This window comes from Enterococcus sp. AAFC-DPL-5182 (assembly GCF_058216605.1).
The window spans coordinates 2,148,853-2,166,431 of record NZ_CM177101.1 but is presented as its reverse complement, the minus strand read 5'-3'; the positions used below and the strand labels follow the sequence as shown (position 1 = coordinate 2,166,431).

Annotated in this window: 18 protein-coding genes; 12 read left to right on the top strand and 6 right to left on the bottom strand. The window is 35.5% G+C overall.

The window, feature by feature from the left end:
• The first annotated feature begins 5 nt into the window (after positions 1 to 5).
• The gene (locus AC4BB7_RS10030) at positions 6 to 641 is read left to right on the top strand and encodes a V-type ATP synthase subunit D (RefSeq protein ID WP_490482926.1); all 636 of its coding nucleotides are present in this window, start codon (positions 6 to 8) and stop codon (positions 639 to 641) included.
• 90 nt (positions 642 to 731) lie between these two features.
• Here AC4BB7_RS10030 and AC4BB7_RS10025 read toward each other — a convergent pair whose 3' ends face one another.
• The 4 genes from AC4BB7_RS10025 to ccpN all read right to left on the bottom strand — a co-directional run bounded on the left by AC4BB7_RS10025 (position 732) and on the right by ccpN (position 5,534).
• Positions 732 to 1,673, bottom strand: coding sequence for a serine hydrolase (locus tag AC4BB7_RS10025; RefSeq protein WP_490482925.1), 942 nt, complete (start codon positions 1,671 to 1,673; stop codon positions 732 to 734).
• Between the two features lie 387 nt (positions 1,674 to 2,060).
• Complete coding sequence (locus tag AC4BB7_RS10020) at positions 2,061 to 3,980, bottom strand: fructose-1,6-bisphosphatase (protein WP_490482924.1); 1,920 nt, start codon at positions 3,978 to 3,980, stop codon at positions 2,061 to 2,063.
• Positions 3,981 to 3,995: 15 nt separating this feature from the next.
• Positions 3,996 to 4,808: a pyruvate, water dikinase regulatory protein gene (locus AC4BB7_RS10015; RefSeq protein WP_490482923.1), complete on the bottom strand. Its 813-nt coding sequence runs from the start codon at positions 4,806 to 4,808 to the stop codon at positions 3,996 to 3,998.
• A 90-nt stretch (positions 4,809 to 4,898) separates the two neighbouring features.
• Positions 4,899 to 5,534, bottom strand: a complete 636-nt coding sequence (ccpN, locus tag AC4BB7_RS10010) for a transcriptional regulator CcpN (RefSeq protein WP_086313383.1) — start codon at positions 5,532 to 5,534, stop codon at positions 4,899 to 4,901.
• Between the two features lie 166 nt (positions 5,535 to 5,700).
• Between ccpN and ppdK the strand changes: the two genes are divergently transcribed.
• From ppdK to AC4BB7_RS09955, 11 genes are all read left to right on the top strand, one after another.
• The gene (gene ppdK, locus AC4BB7_RS10005) at positions 5,701 to 8,316 is read left to right on the top strand and encodes a pyruvate, phosphate dikinase (RefSeq protein WP_490482922.1); all 2,616 of its coding nucleotides are present in this window, start codon (positions 5,701 to 5,703) and stop codon (positions 8,314 to 8,316) included.
• A gap of 138 nt (positions 8,317 to 8,454) precedes the next feature.
• Positions 8,455 to 9,561, top strand: a complete 1,107-nt coding sequence (locus tag AC4BB7_RS10000) for a serine hydrolase domain-containing protein (RefSeq protein ID WP_490482921.1) — start codon at positions 8,455 to 8,457, stop codon at positions 9,559 to 9,561.
• Between the two features lie 91 nt (positions 9,562 to 9,652).
• On the top strand, positions 9,653 to 10,954 hold the full coding sequence (gene lysA / locus AC4BB7_RS09995) for a diaminopimelate decarboxylase (RefSeq protein ID WP_490482920.1): 1,302 nt from the start codon (positions 9,653 to 9,655) through the stop codon (positions 10,952 to 10,954).
• Between the two features lie 180 nt (positions 10,955 to 11,134).
• Positions 11,135 to 12,103, top strand: coding sequence for an alpha/beta hydrolase (locus AC4BB7_RS09990; protein ID WP_490482919.1), 969 nt, complete (start codon positions 11,135 to 11,137; stop codon positions 12,101 to 12,103).
• A 14-nt stretch (positions 12,104 to 12,117) separates the two neighbouring features.
• A complete protein-coding gene (locus tag AC4BB7_RS09985) occupies positions 12,118 to 12,486 on the top strand; it encodes an EamA family transporter (RefSeq protein WP_086313378.1) in 369 nt (122 codons plus the stop codon).
• Positions 12,483 to 12,830 carry an EamA family transporter gene (locus AC4BB7_RS09980; RefSeq protein WP_086313377.1) on the top strand — a complete coding sequence of 116 codons (348 nt, stop codon included), beginning with the start codon at positions 12,483 to 12,485 and terminating at the stop codon, positions 12,828 to 12,830. Before AC4BB7_RS09985 ends, AC4BB7_RS09980 begins: the two co-directional genes overlap by 4 nt.
• Positions 12,831 to 13,262: 432 nt before the next feature.
• Positions 13,263 to 13,706, top strand: a complete 444-nt coding sequence (locus AC4BB7_RS09975; protein WP_490482918.1) for a hypothetical protein — start codon at positions 13,263 to 13,265, stop codon at positions 13,704 to 13,706.
• 202 nt (positions 13,707 to 13,908) lie between these two features.
• Entirely contained in the window at positions 13,909 to 14,361 is a 453-nt protein-coding gene (locus AC4BB7_RS09970; protein ID WP_490482917.1) for a hypothetical protein, read from the top strand.
• Positions 14,362 to 15,531 (top strand): hypothetical protein, encoded by a 1,170-nt coding sequence (locus AC4BB7_RS09965; protein ID WP_490482916.1) that lies wholly within the window; start codon positions 14,362 to 14,364, stop codon positions 15,529 to 15,531.
• A 16-nt stretch (positions 15,532 to 15,547) separates the two neighbouring features.
• Positions 15,548 to 15,889: a hypothetical protein gene (locus AC4BB7_RS09960; protein WP_086313373.1), complete on the top strand. Its 342-nt coding sequence runs from the start codon at positions 15,548 to 15,550 to the stop codon at positions 15,887 to 15,889.
• The gene (locus AC4BB7_RS09955) at positions 15,883 to 16,140 is read left to right on the top strand and encodes a hypothetical protein (RefSeq protein ID WP_490482915.1); all 258 of its coding nucleotides are present in this window, start codon (positions 15,883 to 15,885) and stop codon (positions 16,138 to 16,140) included. Before AC4BB7_RS09960 ends, AC4BB7_RS09955 begins: the two co-directional genes overlap by 7 nt.
• Before the next feature lie 285 nt (positions 16,141 to 16,425).
• On the opposite strand, the gene AC4BB7_RS09950 is transcribed toward AC4BB7_RS09955, so the two are convergent.
• Entirely contained in the window at positions 16,426 to 16,767 is a 342-nt protein-coding gene (locus tag AC4BB7_RS09950; RefSeq protein WP_069644547.1) for a metal-sulfur cluster assembly factor, read from the bottom strand.
• Between the two features lie 185 nt (positions 16,768 to 16,952).
• Entirely contained in the window at positions 16,953 to 17,519 is a 567-nt protein-coding gene (locus tag AC4BB7_RS09945; protein ID WP_086313371.1) for a helix-turn-helix domain-containing protein, read from the bottom strand.
• Between the last annotated feature and the right edge of the window lie 60 nt (positions 17,520 to 17,579).

Here is a 17,579-nt window from a genome sequence, read left to right as displayed (position 1 = left end):
CGATTATGGTGCGTTTAAATGTAAATCCTACTCGAATGGAACTCTCTCGTTTAAAAAAACAGCTTGGAACCGCAACTCGGGGACATAAATTGTTAAAAGATAAGCAAGATGAACTGATGCGCCGTTTTATTTTACTGGTCAAAAAAAATAATCAGCTGCGGATCGATGTGGAAGAAGAGTTAACAGATGCGTTAGCTAGTTTTGTATTGGCGAATGCGACATTAAATGAAGCCTTTATTGAAGAATTGGTGGCTATTCCAGCAGATGATATTACTCTTGATGTGATCGAAAAAAATATCATGAGTGTGACAGTTCCAATCATGAATTTCCACTATGATGCAACTGTAACAGAGGCACCACTAAATTATGGCTATCTAAATTCTAATGCAGAACTGGACGGTGTGTTTGCTAAGATTTCGACTATTTTACCCAAATTATTAGAATTAGCGGAAGTTGAAAAAACTTGTCAGTTGATGTCAGAAGAGATTGAAAAAACTCGTCGTCGAGTGAATGCATTAGAATACATGACGATTCCTCAACTAGAAGAAACGATTTATTATATTCAGATGAAATTGGAAGAAAACGAACGGAGTGAGATCACTCGTTTGATTAAAATTAAAAATATGGGAAGCAATGCTTGATACTTATAATAAAGGAAGTAGCGTGCTTTTACGTCATTTATTAAGAATTAGAGGGTAAAACAAAACTATTTTTTTAGTTTTGTTTTACCCTCATTTTTTTGGATATTCATGACTTTGTACTGCCCATAACTGATCTGTAATAGTTGAAATAAATGAGATGCCAGCATCAGTCTGCCCGTTTGTAAATACGGTCAAAATAAAAGGATGCTCCGTTTCTAAGATGCCGATATCATGCAGAAAACCTTCATAAGAACCAATCTTATGTGCAACTTTTCCTGATGTTGTCGGTGTATCCATTCGTTCATGGAAAACTGTATTTTTCATGTAATCATAGATTGTTTGATACTCTTGATTTGAAGATTTTTCATCATATAAAATCTTAAGGATTTTTGCTGCATCTTCAGAAGTAAACTTCGCATCATCCCAATCCGTTTCTTTTTGCAAAAAATGAGCGTAGAGTGCTTTTTTGGCTTCAACACCACCGCCAAAGGTATCATACAACATATTTTTAGCAATATTATCTGAATAGGTGATGCTATATTCTTGCAATGTTCTTAACGAATATTTTGGTTGAATATCATTGATAATGATCCCCGTACCATCTTCGTAGTCTTCTTTTTCATTAAAAGTAAGCTGATCATCCCACTTTAAACTACCAGCTTGAACTTTATCAGCAATCATCATAGCTAAAGGCACTTTAATTGTGCTAGCACTATAAAATTCCTTTTCTCCATTAACTGAGATCTGTTTTCCAGTTGTCAGATCGACATAAGTCATGCCCACATCGCCTTTAAACGTTTTTGCAGTATCAGTCATCACTTGTTCGATTTTATGATAAAAATTCGTCAGTTCTGGGCTGTTTATTCTTTTTGTTTCCGGATTTTTAACTGCAGAAGCAGAGGCAGTTTTTATTGGAACGCTAATTTGTTCGCTTGTTTCTGTCCCATTTGCGTAATCTACTGTATGGGTAGAAAAAAAGAACGATACAATCAAAAAGAAACAAATAGAGAAAATCATCCCATATAGAGTCATTTTCTTTTTTTCCAAATACTTTTCGTTCCTTTCAAAAAAGTAGAATTGTAATAATCATATCAAAGAATCATTAAAACCAATTAAATCTCTATAAAAGGTTTAACTAAAAATACAACCATACTCATTTAATCATTTTTTTTATTGATTTGCAAGGTAAGTTAAAGTACGAAAATCATAGAATGTTGATTTGTGATAAGTGAAGCAGGGTGATGTCTGTTCCTAACAGGAGTGGAATTATTTTTTGTGTAGAAATAATATAAGAGATTTAATTGAAGAGCAATTGATAGTCAATGATCGTCAAATAACCGAAGTGGGTCAAAGAAAATAGAAGACAGAAAGAGAAAGAAAAAATAGTATGAATTAAAAATAAGGGCTAAGATCGATTGATTACAATCGTCTAAGCCCTTGTTTTAAATTAGAAAGCTGTTGATTGTGGTTTTCTAATTGTTGTTTTAACTGTTTTGTCTCTTTTATCAACGACTCACCAATTGTTGTATCCTTCACTTTCAGACGTTTCAGCCGTCGATCGACGATTTGTCTTGTCGAAATTATATCATCATTTTTTTGAATCGCCGTTTCTTTGTTCGAAAATGGCTTGTGAGCAGCTAACTGCATGCCAAAAGAATTATATAAAAGCGTATAACCGCCAATTCCAGTCACTTTTTGATAGGCTCGCGAGAACCCACCATCAATAACAATCATTTTACCATCAGCTTTAATCGGCGATTCCCCTTTGATCTGCTTCACAGGCGTATGTCCATTAATAATATGAGCATCTGCTTCATTTAGATCAAAAGCACTTAAAATTTGCTGACAGATTTCAGAATTATTCCTCAGTTCATAATAAGCATTTTTTTCTTCTATATGCGTTTCAGTTTCTTGGATAAAATAACGTTCAAAAGTTTTCATTGCTTTTTTCCCAAAGAGAGAAGAACTTTCCCCGCACCACAGATACCACACGACATCAGTTGCAAAATCTTCGGACTGCCATCGTTGTGCAAAGGCTTGTTTAATCGCTGTTTCAAAAAAGTCGAGTAAGCTTCTCCCTGCATAATTTTGTCCATTAAAGAATGCAGATTGGAAGGAGCCGTCCTCATTAAGAGGAATACAGCCATGAATCAACAAGTTGTGATTATAGGAAAGATAAAGTGAACCTTTTTCTATAAGAAATGCCATATGTTGATTTAATTTTTGAGAGTGTTGGAATTGCTGTAGTAAATCATTTATGATAAATTCTTCTTCTTTTGATAGCTTATAGGGATCGTGCCAATCAACTGTTTGAAAACAAGTGTTGATCAATTGATAGGAATGACTATCAATCGTAATACGGTCATTTTGAATTTTATCTAAGAGCAATCGATGCTCCATTTGAAATTCAGGTCGCCGTTTAATAAGCTGACCTTCTAATTTTTCTTGAATGATTGCCATCGCTTGTTGAATGTTCATCGCATCAGTTATTTCAGTTATCGTAAGTTTTCTATACGGATTTTTCTTTGGGAGAAAATGAAGGTTCTCCTGAAAAGTTTTTCGACTGTATGATTTTAATAAATTTAGATCGATCCCGTATGCATTTTCCAAAAGATCAAGGTTGCCGTAGCGGGCGCAGATTCTCAGAACATTAGCTAAACAAGCTTTAGAACCGCTCACAGCACCTAACCAAATAATGTCGTGATTTCCCCATTGGATATCAAGTGAATGATAATCAATCAAACTATCGATTATTTTATCAGGATGAGGACCTCGATCATAAATATCACCGATGACATGAAGATGATCGATCACAAATTGTTGAGTCAAATAGGCTAAATCTTCTATAAAACGTTCCGCTTCACCAAGGTCGATGATTTTTTTGATGATTTGTCGATAGTAGGCTTTTTTATCGGTCGTTTCATCGTATTGATAAATTAATTCTTCTAAAATATAGGCATAAGTTTCGGGTAAGGCTTTCCGAACTTTGGAGCGGGTGTATTTACTTGAAGAAAATCGAACAATAATCAATAAATGTTCAATTGTGTCAAACCACCAAGTTTGTGATAGCAACTGTTGCTCTTGTAATGCTTGAATTTTTTCTTCTGGATAGTAAATCAAAAAACAGAGTTCATCCATTTGTTCTGCAGAAAGCTTTTGATTGAAAAGTGTATATACTTTGTCCCGAATGCTTCCTGAGCCATTTCTTAAAATATGATTGAACGCATCAAATTCTCCATGAAGGTCACTGATAAAATGCTCGGTTCCTTTAGGTAAATTTAAAATAGCCTCCAAATTTATAATTTCGGCAATCAGTTCATTGGATCGAATGTTATTCATCTAGAGGACTCCTGACTATTTGTTTTGGGCTAAATCTTCGATAATCGTCGTAGTTTCTTCAATTGATTTTTTGTCAACATTGATTACAAGTGCATTGTATTTTTCAAAAATACTATTTGCGTAATCTAGTTCTTCTTGGATACGATCAGCATTCGTATAAGCAGAGTCTTCTTTTAGGCCTAGTGAATGCAAGCGGGACTTGCGAATGTCCATCAAACTTTCAATGCTAGTTGTTAGCCCAATGATTTTTTTTGGATCAATTTGATCTAATTCTGCAGGTAAAGAAACTTCTGGGATCAAAGGTAAATTAGCAACTTTATGATTTCGGTTTGCCATATACATACTTAAAGGTGTCTTGGATGTCCGTGAAACACCTAGTAATACGTAATCAGCTTCTAAAAAGCCTTTTGAATCCTTACCGTCATCGTATCTGACTGCAAATTCTATCGCTGAAACACGGCTAAAATACTGCTCATTCAACTTGTGGATAGCCCCTGGTTCTTGTAGAGGCTGAATGCCAAAGGTTCCCTCGACGATTTCACTTAGAGGGCTCATATAATCCACATACTGTAACCCAGTTCGATTCGCAAACTCTTTGACTAAATTTACTAGTTTTTTATTAACCAAAGTCGTAACGACAATGGCCTTATCGTGTAAAGCATCTTTTAAAATTGGCTGTAATAGCCCTTCGTCTGTAATGAATGGGAAACGTTTGATATCGCTCATATCAATACTTGGGTATTGAGCTGAGACAGCCGAAATGATTTTCTGTGCGGTTTCACCAACTGAATCTGATACTAAATAAATTTTGATTTTGTCTTTTTTCATGAATGCATTCTCCTATATTGTGATCGTTATAATCTATAGTTTCTTTACAAATAATTTTTGAAAAAAACTATGAATAGACCTTTTTATTTTTTAATAATTTTCTTTTTCAATGTCATTACCTGCATTAATAAAATAAGCCATCATTCTAGTCTTAGTGACTTTACCGATCACTTTTTTTGGCTGACCAATCTCAACAACAGGTAAGGTATCAATACTATGTTGCATCAATAAGCCCCCAGCCTCCAAAATCGTACGGTCGCTAGTGATCGTGATGATATTTGGCATGCGGCTCATAATCATAGCAACAGGTGTTTTTTCTGTATTAGGATTGCTGATAGCCGCTCTTAATAAGTCTTTACGAGATAAGACGCCATTCAACTCATCATTGTCATCTTTTACATACAAAGAACCCACATCGTACATGAACAAATTTGTTACGGCATCATAAACCGTTGTACTCTGGTGGATAAGGATTGGCGGTAGCATAATATCTTCTACTGTTTTCTTGTATAGTTTTTCGTAAAGCAAAGGCTCAATTGTTTGACCAGTATAAAAATAGCCAACTTTTGGTCTAGCATCAAGCAAACCAGTCATCGTCAAAATAGCTAAATCACTGCGTAAGGTCGCACGGCTTAAACCAAGAGTTTTGGCAATACTATCCCCGCTGATCGGTTCATTTTCCTTAACGATTTTGATGATCTCTAATTGTCTTGAGGTAAGTTTCATTTTATCGACCTACTTTCTAAATGTGACACACTAATTATTATATATTTCTTATAAAAATAATGCAACAATAAAAAAAGGGTACACTAATTATTCTTGACAATGAATGTGATACACAATATAATCAATTTTAGACAAATGTGATACACTAATTAAGAAAAAGGAGATTATGCTTGTGACATATGTAATTGATTTTTTAGAAGGAAGTAAAGAACAAGGCGATTTATTAGGAGGAAAAGGTGCTAACTTAGCTGAAATGACAAAATTGAAGCTCCCAGTTCCGACAGGTTTTACGATTACAACAACGGCTTGTTTGGACTATCTTGAAAAGAAAGAAAATGTTTCAACTAAGCTTAATGAAGAAATCCGAGAACACGTCCTTAGTATGGAAAAAAGAACAAAGAAGATATTTGGGGACCCTTTGGATCCTTTATTGGTTTCGGTTAGAAGTGGATCAAAATTTTCAATGCCTGGAATGATGGATACCATTTTAAATTTAGGCCTAAACGATGAAACAGTTCTCGGCTTAGCAGAAAAAAGTGGAGATGATCGTTTTGCTTATGATTGTTATAGAAGATTATTACAGATGTTTGGCGATGTCGTTTGCGGTATTGATAAAAATCGATTTGAAGAACAACTAGATTTTTACAAATCAAAAAATAAATATTTAGTAGATACAGAAATGCAAGCCGAAGATTGGCAAGAATTGGTAGCGGTTTATAAAGATATCTTTTTAGAAGTGACCCATCAAGCTTTTCCTCAAGATCCCTACGAACAATTGACTTTGGCAGTGGAAGCCGTCTTTCGTTCTTGGAATAATCGTAGAGCAATTACGTATCGTCGTCTCCATGATATCTCAGATACATTAGGAACTGCCGTTAACATTCAAGAGATGGTTTTTGGAAATTTTGGGGCTGATAGTGGGACAGGTGTTGCCTTTACTAGAAATCCAGCAACGGGTGACAAAGGGATTTTTGGAGAATTTCTTTTAAACGCTCAAGGGGAAGATGTAGTAGCTGGGATACGAACACCGCAGCCAATCAGTGAACTGAATGTTTTGATGCCGGAAGTTTACCAAGAGTTCTTACGCTTAAGTCATTTGTTGGAGAGTCATTATAAAGATATGCAAGATATTGAATTTACGATTGAAAATCGCAAATTATATCTTCTGCAGACGAGAAATGGCAAACGAACAGCCAAATCTGCGTTTAAAGTTTGTATTCAATTAGTTGAAGAAGGAATTATTTCTAAGAAAGAAGCGATTCAGCGAATCAATCCAACTATCGTGACTCAGTTACTTCACCCTGTTTTTGAACCGGATCAACTAAATCATGCTGAGCTTTTTGCTAAGGGACTCCCAGCAAGTCCTGGAGCTGCTAGTGGGAAAATCTATTTTACAGCTGAACAAGCCAAAAAAGCTAGTGAACTAGGAGAGAAAGTTATTTTGATCCGTCAAGAGACATCCCCAGAAGATATTGAAGGCATGGTAGTTAGTGAAGCTATCGTAACCTCTAGAGGTGGTATGACTTCTCATGCTGCAGTGGTAGCCCGTGGTATGGGGGTTTGTTGTGTTGCGGGCTGTGAAGATATTTATGTAGATGAATTTTTAGAACAGGCAACGGCAGGCGGTATTACATTGCATCAGGGCGATATCATCTCAGTAGATGGAACTACAGGAACTATTTATCTAGGCAGTATACCATACGTTGAGGGAGATGAATGGCAATTATTAGAAACCATTACAGACTGGGCAAAAGAGGAAGCGAGTATTGGTGTCAAAGCCAATGCTGAAACACCTAAAGACATTAAAACAGCATTGAAATTAGGCGCTCAAGGAATTGGTTTGGCAAGAACTGAGCATATGTTTTTTGGGGAAGAACGGATATTTGAAATGCGCAAGATGATTCTTGCAGAAAATGAAGAATCCCTGATAGCCCCTTTAAGTTTGTTAAAAGAGTTCCAAAAAGATGATTTTCGAACAATGTTTACCTTGTTAAAAGGAAAAGAGTGTACGATTCGTCTATTAGATCCACCGCTACATGAATTTTTGCCGCAAACGGAAGAAGAAATTATTCATTTGGCCAATGCAACACAGAGAACAGTTGCTGAGATCAAGCATCGAATAGAAGAACTCCATGAACAAAATCCAATGCTCGGCCATCGAGGATGTCGATTGGCAGTTACAACACCAGAAATTTATGAAATGCAAGTAGCGGCTATAATTGAGAGTGCGATAGAAGTTGCTCAAAAAGAAAAGAATCTAAGGATCGTTCCAGAAATTATGATCCCTTTGATTGGCAGCCAAGAAGAGATGCATTGGCTACGAGAACGATTGGTTCAAGCAATTCAAAAAATATTTGACGAAAAACAGCAAACGATCCCATACAAAATAGGGACGATGTTAGAGATTCCTAGAGCTTGTTTAACAGCAGAAAAAATTGCAACAGTTGCTGACTTTTTTAGTTTTGGTACAAATGATTTAACTCAACTGACTTATGGGTTTTCTCGAGATGATTCAGTGAAATTTATAGGTGCCTATCAAGAGAAGCAATTACTAAAAGAAGATCCGTTTCAGCATATCGATGAAGAAGGAGTCGGTGCGTTGATGAAAATTGCGGTAGATAAAATCAGAAGCGTTGATCCAACGATTAAAATTGGTGTTTGTGGAGAAGTAGGTGGAGATCCGCAGTCCATTCGATTCCTAAAAAAGATTGGTGTAGATTATATTTCATGTTCCCCATATCGAATCCCATCTGCTATATTGACGATCGCACAAGAACAGTAGAATGAAAATACAAGAGATTGTGATGTGACTTATAGAGTCATGTCTCAGCCTCTTGTATTATTTTTTTCTTAGTAGTCTGATTATTTTTCAGTAAATGGTATAATTTATAGGAAGTCTATTGAGAAAGAAGTGAGTGAGATGAATAAGCGATGGAAGTTGTCTATTTTGATTGGCACATTCTTTTTGCTTTTAATTCTAGTAGGTAATTGGTTTTTTGATGAAGAAAACAGTCTTTTCGGAGGAGGATCATCACAGAAACAGGCAAGTAATCAAGAGGATAAATTCTCTAAGGCGGATCGACAAAAGAATATTGATAAGATAATAAATGAGACTCATTTTCAAGGGTCGGTATTGTTAGTGAACCAAGATCAAATTTTCTATCAACAAAGCTATGGTTATGCAGATGCACAAGAAAAACAACCAAATAAAATAGACGGTCCGTTCCCTATTGCTTCTTTACAAAAAATAATTACTGGCTCAATTGTTTTAGAATTAGTAAAAGAAGGTAAGGTAAAGTTAAGCACTACATTAGATACATTTTACCCAGATATTGATCTAAGCCAAACAATCACGATTCAGCAACTGCTTGATCATAATTCAGGTATTTTCATGGCAGAAGAAGAACCAGAACTATTATTAAAAGATCAAGACAGTCAGATAGAGAATGCTTTAACTGCTATGTCTGTCACGAGCAATAAAGAGTTTACTTATACGAATGTTAACTATACTTTATTAGCGGGAATTATTTCCAAGCTTACAGGTCAACCTTATGAAGAAGTTGTCAGAAAAAGGGTAATTGATAAACTCTCTTTGACGCATACTTATTTTTGGGATGCCGTACCAAAAGATGTCATAATTCCCCGTCCTTATTATTACATGGGGGAAGATTATCAAGCAGATCCTTTTCCAGCAAGTGAAAAATTATTCTCTAGCTTGTTAGGTGCAGGAAATATGTATATGTCAACGGAAGATTTTTGGTCGTTTATTCAAAGCTTAGCCAATGGTCAACTCTTTGAGCAAACGGAATATGAGCGACTTGCTGGTACCAAGGAAGAAGGATACCAGGCAGGCATAGTCTATTTTGGTGATTTAAAATATTCTGAAGGGAATTTGGGTGGTTATGATACTGTGATTTATGGCGATCAAGACAATAAAAACGTAGTGATTCTTTTTGCAAACCAACCAGCAGATGATGGGATGAGAGCGTTAAGTGAAGAGTTATATGATCAGTTACTAGAAATGTAAGTCATTTGTTGTGAAAATAATGAAAAATAGATAGGAAGTTTTTCATTTTTGTGCTATTATTTTTAATAAATCAATTGAAGAAGGTGAAGAGATGCCACTCTTATTTGGAACGGCGGAATTTAATGAAAATGAACATTTAACAATCGGCGGTTGCGATACGGTTCGTTTAGCTGAGAAATACGGAACACCATTATTCGTTTATGATGTTGCACATATTCGTCAACGTGCTAGAGGCTTCAAACAAACATTCGACTCTTTAGGAGTAAAAAATAAGGTTATCTATGCAAGCAAAGCATTCTGCTGTTTAGCAATGTATAAACTGCTAGAAGAAGAAGAGCTAGGTTGTGATGTTGTTTCAGCTGGAGAGATTTATACAGCGATCAAAGGCGGTATGTCTCCTGCAAATATTGAGTTTCATGGAAATAATAAGACCAAAGAAGAACTTGCCTATGCAGTGGAGCAAGGGGTTGGCACGATCATAATTGATAATTTTTATGAGATCGATTTGTTAAGTGCTATTTTAAAAGAAAAAAAGAAGAGCCAAAACGTTATGTTTCGTATTACGCCTGGGGTAGATGCTGAAACGCATGAGTATATTCTAACCGGGCAAGTAGACTCAAAATTTGGTTTTGATGTAAATAGTGGACAAGCAACACAAGCGCTAGAAAAAATCATGGCTGATGACTATTTAGTGTTAAAAGGCGTACATTGCCATATTGGCTCGCAAATATTTTCTGCAGAAGGATTTTTAGCGGCAGTTGAAAAAATGTTGCTGATTTTGAATGAATGGAAAAAAACGTTTGATTATACTGTGGACATTTTAAATATGGGCGGCGGTTTTGGTGTGCGCTATACTGAGGCAGATGATCCTTTAGAGCCAGAAGCATTTGTTAAAGCTATTGTAAATGCAGTAAAAGGTCAATGTGAATTGCTTGATTATACGTTCCCAGAAATTTGGATCGAACCAGGGCGTAGTATTATTGCTGAAGCAGGAACAACGATTTATACAGTTGGTGCTCAAAAAATAATCCCTGATGTTCGTCATTATGTTTCAGTAGATGGTGGTATGGGTGATAATATTCGACCAGCATTATATGATGCAGTTTATGATGGCTTTTTGGCGAATAGAATCAGTAACGATGCAGCTGAGAATATGAGAATTGTCGGCAAATATTGTGAATCAGGCGATATTTTGATCAAAGAAATCGCGTTGCCGCCGATGGAAGCAGAAGATTTATTTGCTATGACAAGCACTGGTGCATATGGGTATTCAATGGCTAATAACTATAATCGCAATTTAAAACCAGCAGTTGTTTTTGTGGAAGATGGGCAAGATAAGTTAGTCATACGTCGTGAGACTTATGAGGACTTGGTTTCATTAGATTGTGAGTAATAATAATTAGGGGATAGCTCAGAAATGTTTATCCAGATTCTAAGTTAGTGGAATATGACTCGAAGAGTTATATTCCACTAACTTTTTTTACTCACACTTGTTTGAGTACATCGATACTTTTTTTCTTAAATAAGAGTATACTTAGTTAAGAGAATAAAACTTAGAATAGAGGTGTCGTGTTTGAAGTGGATTGTGTTGATTTTGGTTATTTTATTTATTTTGGTTGTGGCAGTGTCAGTTTATGCGGCAAATTTCTTCTTGAATGTAGCGCTTTTTAGAGATAATAATTGGTATGACAAAATGGGCCATAAAATGATGAATCCTGATAATTTTAATAAGGGACAGTCGCAATATGACCTTACTGAAGAGCAACAAAATCAACAAGGCGATATATTTTGGCAGACAAAATTTGCTCAGGATCATTGGCTAGAGACAGACGGGGAAAAGCTCTATAGCCGTTTGATCGTTCCGCACCCTGAAAGTAAGAAATGGGTGATTTGTGTCCATGGTTATCGTTCTTACGGTCAGCGTGACATGGCCTATGTTGCTTCTCAATTTTCTAATCAGCACTATAATATATTGATTCCTGATTTAAGAGCGCATGGCCAAAGTACAGGAAATGTGATAGGAATGGGATGGTTGGACCGTTTAGATTTATTGAAATGGATTCAAGAAGTGGTTAAGATCGAACCACATGCTGAAATCATTCTATTTGGCGGTTCAATGGGTGCTGCAACTGTGATGATGACAAGTGGTGAGGAACTACCAGCATCTATCAAAGGTTTGGTTGTTGATTGTGGGTATTCATCTGTCTATGATGAATTTGGAGCTATGTTACGTTCGGCGTTTAAGTTACCAGCTTTTCCTATATTGACTATTGCCAATATAATGGCTAAAAAAAAGGTTGGATACTCACTTAAAGAAGCTTCTTCTGTTGCTCAGTTGGCTAAAAATGATTTACCAACTTTATTTATTCACGGAACGGGTGATAAATTTGTACCGCATCAAATGCTTTATGACAATATGGAAGCTACCAATGGTGTCAAAGAAAGCTTGATTGTTGAAAAGGCACCCCATCTCTCTTCTTTTATTTATGAACCAGAGCATTATTTTGATACTGTGTTTGAGTTTATCCATCGTTATTGTTAGAAAGGAGAAACCATATGGATGCTAAAAATAAACAACAAAAGTTAAGCTTAGGCGTTATACTGATTTTAATTGCAGCTGCGTTGAGTAGTTTAGGTCAATTGGCATGGAAATTTGGCGCTGATGGAACAGGGAGTTACGCAATTGTACTTTATGCAGTCGGTTTTTTAGCTGCAGGAGCAGGAATGTTTTTTATGATGGCAGCTTTTCGTTATGGAGAAGTATCGATTTTACAACCAATGATGAGTTTGGGATTTGCCTTGTCGATCGTATTAGGTGCACTATTCTTAAATGAAAGTATTACTTGGTATAAATTATTAGGAACAGGATTCATTATTGCTGGTTCGATTCTTCTAGGGATTGAAGGAAACGAGGAAACCATATGATGGATTATGCAGCAATTTTGACGATTCTTGTCATTACTACTTTTTCTGGCAGTGCAGGTGCTTTAGCGTTGAAAAAAGGAATGAATGACTTACCACAATTGAGTCTCAAACGAGTATTGCGAAGTGGTTGGATTTATCTGGGTTCGTTTTTATATATTTTAAGTGCAGTAACTAATATTGTTTTATTAAAATTTTTAGATTATTCGATCGCTTTCCCAATGACGTCGTTAACCTATGTTTGGACAGTTATTATTAGTTATTTTATTTTTAAAGAAAAGCTAAGTGTTCGAAAAGTTTTAGCTGTGATTTTGATTATTATTGGTGTTTTTATTATTAGTCAATAAAACCTGATGTTGGTAATGAGAGCATTCTAGTTGTAAAATAAATTTATAAACAACAGGAGGGATTACTATGACCGTTAAGTCAAAGGGAATCGATAAAATCAAGTTGTTACAAGCAGTAACAACAATCGTAACAGGAATTATTATGTTAAATGCAGTGTTGAAAGCAAGCAAAAAATAAATAGACAGCAAGGATAAGTATTATTGTGGACGTTCTTATAAAGAGCATCTGTGATAATACTTTTTTGTATGCAGAAAAAATCGGGAGACCTTTAAAAGGTTGACCTAATTGCGATCTTATATACTTAAATAAGACAATAAACCGTCTAAAGGAGGGATCAAGATGAATAGAAAAACTAGCCTTTTATTTGTTTTCATAGTAATGGTGTTACTTTTATCAGGATGCGTAATTGTGCGGATGTAAGGAGGAAAAAGATGAAAAAATTGATAGGTGCAGTGTTTTTCTGCTTATTTGCATTATCTGGTTGCAAGATAGAATGTAATAGTCCACAGACTGCTAGAGATGATAATTATGGCGTGAATACTGGAAATAGCTACAGTAATGAAAGCCTTGGTGATGATAAAACGAGTGGTATACTCGCAGCAAAAACAGGTACAGGTGACGAGGTTTTGACAAATTTGGCTTTTAAAAAAGGACCAGTGATTTTTACACTCAGTCATGATGGACAAGGGAATTTTATTGTGAAAATGTTAGATAGCAATGGCACTGTTGTCGCAACTTTAGTAGATAAAGTAGGCAATTATTCTGGAAAAGTAGTTGTTCAAGTTCCTAAAGATTCGGACAATTATATTTTGGAAATTCAAGCAGATGGTAAATGGCAAATGGTACCATCGAAAGCAGATGAAAAGGGGCAATAAAAAAATTTTGCGGGTATCTATTTGGAAGTCTATTATGGAAATAGGATGTTGTTTCGTGTTCAGGTTTATAGAAAAAGAAGTGTTCTGGTGGTTAGAACACTTCTTTTTTTATAGATTTTTTTGTTACTCTAACGTTATTTCGTGACGTTTACACATGCTCTTTGGTTATGTATAATTTACTTATGGTTAGGTGGAGATAAACTTGTCAAAAATGAAAATCAAAGCAATTAGTTTAGTAGTTATAGTGGTAATTTTAGGGCTTGGAGGGAAATTGTATATGGATGAGCAAGAGAAAATTAGGGAAGAAAGAAATATGGCAATAAAGAATGTACAAGAAGAAGCTTCAAAGTATATTATAGAGAACTATGTTGGGATTAAGAAAATTGAGTGGCGTGGTTGGGCTATTACTAAACCCAATTCAGTTGATACTTCTATGACAATCAACAATAACAAAGATGGAATTTTTTCTTATAGTGCAGGTCATACTGAATGGATTAGAGGATATACAGATGGTAACTTTGAAGTTTTAGAAATTGAAGAAAATGACCCATCCAAAGCAATAATGCAAAAAGAATTGCGGAATCAAGGCGTTACAAAGTCAAAAGAAGGGAGTCCAAATGCTGAAATTATTTATAATTGGGAGGAGAGTAAATAAGTGAGTCTTACTGAAGAAGATTTTAATCTATTAAATCAATATGTTTATAATGTGGATAATGAAAAACATGTAAATGAAAAACTTGAGCTACCTAAAGTAAATACTAATCTTAGAATGAAAAATGGTAAAAGAGTATATATAGTTGCAATAAAAGATGATGACAACACAGGCTTCCAAGGAATGGCAGTAGCGCCAATAGTCAACGGAAAACCTGACTACAACCAAGTAACAGTCGTCGCAGCAGCAACAGAAAGCAGTGATCCTAAAGATCTACATGGCGCTTTAAGTGGCACCACAGAATCAGGTTCGCACCAATATGATGCAGCATTAGACTTCATAAAAAATCTACCAAAAAACTGTACAGTATCACAATTAACAGGATACTCTCAATCTGCTTTTATGCTAAAAGCAGGGGCAAAGCTAAAGATCCCTGCCACAGTCTTTAACGGTTGGTTCCAATATACGTCACTGAATGATGATGAACGGAAATTTATCAGAGATAATCCTGGATTATTCCTTAATTACCGTCATGCAAGTGATTGGATCACCATGTTAAATGACCGAAATTCAAAGTCAGTAAAAGATCTAGGCACTATTGTATGGGTAAAAGGTTCTAGTCATAATATTTATGATTGGGATTTTGATGGTGATGGGCGGCTAATTGTTAACGGTGATACAAGAGAAAAAGTAACTGTGCGAAACAATCAAATAAAAAATAATGCGGCAATCTTGTTATTAGCTTTATCTGGTTTGGCTAATAAATTAAGAGCAAGCGGTGGTGGATTGTCTTCAAATGAAGAGATTTTCTTAGATAACTCGGAAGCACTGATTGTGTTAGAAGCGGCCTCTCAAACAATGTATATTGGTTTACAAGGGACAATCAAGGTTTGGAAAGACTCCATTTCAGAAGCAGAAGAACTTTGGAAAACCGGTGTACAAACAGCTGAATCCGTTGGCGAGGATTTGAACCCCTCTGAGGTAATGGAAACTGTGGAAAGTGGTTCTCCCAAGGCAAGTATTGTAAATGAACCCATAAACTATTATGAAGAGAAAATAGCTGAAGCAAAACAAATGAATGAGAGCTATGATCATTTAATTGATGAAATTAAAGAAAGTATTAACCAATTAATTGCAAGTGATCAAGAGTTGGCTAGACAACTTCAGCTGTAAAGACGGGAGAAACATCGTGAAGCAAGAACACTTAGAAATAGAATATAGAAAGAATAGAAAGCAATATGAAGAGCAAGAAGAAGAGTTATATCATCAAAGAGATAAAGGGATTCAGATGCTAGAAGAAATAGCAGAATCTACAGATTACTATTTGAGAAATCTTGAAGAGGATAGAACTGCTAGAAATCAAAGTTTATACGTATTGGAAGAAATGAAAGAAGAAATTGTACAAGTATTCAAAGCAGATCAAACGCAAATAGAGGAATCGTTAGAACAACTTGAAATAAATTACCACAAACAGCAACAACAGTTAATTGAGCAGGAAAACGAGACAAAGGAAGGAGAAATTGAATGCTAGATAAAGTATTAAAAGATTTAAAGAAGAATGCGCAAAAAATGATGATCCGCATTCGTGTTTGTAACGCTCTAAATCAGAAAAGTTATGCCAACCGCGAAAAAGCGAAAAGCTCTGCAAAGGAATTTCTTACTGCAACCAAAGATGGAATGACAAGTATTACTGGAGATTTAGGTAGCTCGATTAAAGGCAAATTTGGAAAGCAAGTAAAAGAAACCCTGAAAAATCAAAGTGATAAGCTGAAATCATTTTAAAGGGGTAGATGATGACTATAATTAGTTTTGCATTCACCTGAGTAAAAGTACAAATCTAGAAGGATATGGGGGAAGAAGTGTTGGCTCACAACATGAATTATTTTAATCTGAAAGCCCTCTAGCTTTACTAAAAACTAAACTTTGGTAAAAGCTCCTATAAAGGGCTTTTTTCAGCCATACAAAAAAGCCTTCTAACTGTGATTACTGAGGTACAGTTAGAAGGCTTTATGTTTTCATTATAAAACTACTGTTAATTTTTACTACAGAAGCGTTGTTATATCAGATTTAACGAATCCCTAAAGCAATGCGAGCATAGCGAGACATTTTATCAGTTGTCCACGCTGGGTACCAGACAAGTTTTACTTCTGGATTTTTTACTTCTGGAATTTCTTTTAAGGCTTCATGAATTTGCTCAGTAAGAACATCAGCTAGTGGACAGCCCATAGTTGTTAAGGTCATTTTGATGACCGTATCGCCATTTTGGGCAAACTCCACTTCGTAAATCAATCCTAAATTAACAATATCAATCCCAAGTTCAGGATCGATCACGGTTTCTAGAGCAGTTAGAATCTGTTCCTTGATATCTTCAATCTCTTCAGCAGACCATTCTTGATTTGTTTCAGTCATTGTATCTACTCCTTTTTCTTAGTCGTTCACTGTGCCTAAATTGAATCAATATATCGAAATAAAGGCACTCCTTTACAGTTCGTTCTTTCCATATAATACCTTTTTTTAAATGCTTTGTAAATGAGAATCTTTTTCAATAAAGCGAAGTTTGCAAGCTTAGTGATTCAATGGCGTCAAGGGCTAAGCTAAAATTGAAGAGTAAAAAGCATCAATTCATTCTCTGTAGCGTTGAGAATATTATGTTGAGTGAATGCTTCTAAAAAAATTGCATCACCTTCTTGCAGAATAAGTACCTCGTCGTTCAATTCAACCGTTGCTTCACCTTTTAGAACGTAATTGATTTCACAAAGATTATGAGCAATTTTTTTACCACTGGATGATGATTGAGCATCGATATAAATTTTCGAGATGACCATATTGTTTGTATGTACAGGTAGATTGAACAACGTATCATAATAAGTAGAGTTTGTCTGCCACGGATTATAGATCGTACCAGAAGAGTTGCGAATCACTTTATAGCCATGTTCAGACGTTTCCTCATCCTGTATTACTTGTGGAGCCTCATTTGCTAAAAGATAAGCAACAGTGACACCTAAAGAATCTGCGATTTTTCGCAACGCTTCAAGAGAGGGACGATTAGTACCACGTTCGATTTGTGATAAGAAACTTGCGGAATAACCAGTTTTTTCACCTAGTTCAGTTAACGTAATCTTTTTTTCTTTTCGTAAATTCTTGATTTTTCTAAATTCCATCTACAGCCGTCCTTTGCATATAGTCCTTTTTTCATTCATATTATCTCGGATTCGTTACAA

What these genes read in the sequence shown, in the direction of transcription:
- AC4BB7_RS09980 (WP_086313377.1), top strand. Translation starts at nt 12,483, where the DNA reads ATGATGGATTATGCAGCAATTTTGACGATTCTTGTCATTACTACTTTT.
- AC4BB7_RS10020 (WP_490482924.1), bottom strand. Translation starts at nt 3,980, where the DNA reads ATGAATAACATTCGATCCAATGAACTGATTGCCGAAATTATAAATTTG.
- AC4BB7_RS10015 (WP_490482923.1), bottom strand. Translation starts at nt 4,808, where the DNA reads ATGAAAAAAGACAAAATCAAAATTTATTTAGTATCAGATTCAGTTGGT.
- ccpN (WP_086313383.1), bottom strand. Translation starts at nt 5,534, where the DNA reads ATGAAACTTACCTCAAGACAATTAGAGATCATCAAAATCGTTAAGGAA.
- AC4BB7_RS09985 (WP_086313378.1), top strand. Translation starts at nt 12,118, where the DNA reads ATGGATGCTAAAAATAAACAACAAAAGTTAAGCTTAGGCGTTATACTG.
- AC4BB7_RS09950 (WP_069644547.1), bottom strand. Translation starts at nt 16,767, where the DNA reads ATGACTGAAACAAATCAAGAATGGTCTGCTGAAGAGATTGAAGATATC.
- AC4BB7_RS09955 (WP_490482915.1), top strand. Translation starts at nt 15,883, where the DNA reads ATGCTAGATAAAGTATTAAAAGATTTAAAGAAGAATGCGCAAAAAATG.
- AC4BB7_RS10030 (WP_490482926.1), top strand. Translation starts at nt 6, where the DNA reads ATGGTGCGTTTAAATGTAAATCCTACTCGAATGGAACTCTCTCGTTTA.
- lysA (WP_490482920.1), top strand. Translation starts at nt 9,653, where the DNA reads ATGCCACTCTTATTTGGAACGGCGGAATTTAATGAAAATGAACATTTA.
- AC4BB7_RS09945 (WP_086313371.1), bottom strand. Translation starts at nt 17,519, where the DNA reads ATGGAATTTAGAAAAATCAAGAATTTACGAAAAGAAAAAAAGATTACG.
- ppdK (WP_490482922.1), top strand. Translation starts at nt 5,701, where the DNA reads ATGCTTGTGACATATGTAATTGATTTTTTAGAAGGAAGTAAAGAACAA.
- AC4BB7_RS10000 (WP_490482921.1), top strand. Translation starts at nt 8,455, where the DNA reads ATGAATAAGCGATGGAAGTTGTCTATTTTGATTGGCACATTCTTTTTG.
- AC4BB7_RS10025 (WP_490482925.1), bottom strand. Translation starts at nt 1,673, where the DNA reads ATGACTCTATATGGGATGATTTTCTCTATTTGTTTCTTTTTGATTGTA.
- AC4BB7_RS09975 (WP_490482918.1), top strand. Translation starts at nt 13,263, where the DNA reads ATGAAAAAATTGATAGGTGCAGTGTTTTTCTGCTTATTTGCATTATCT.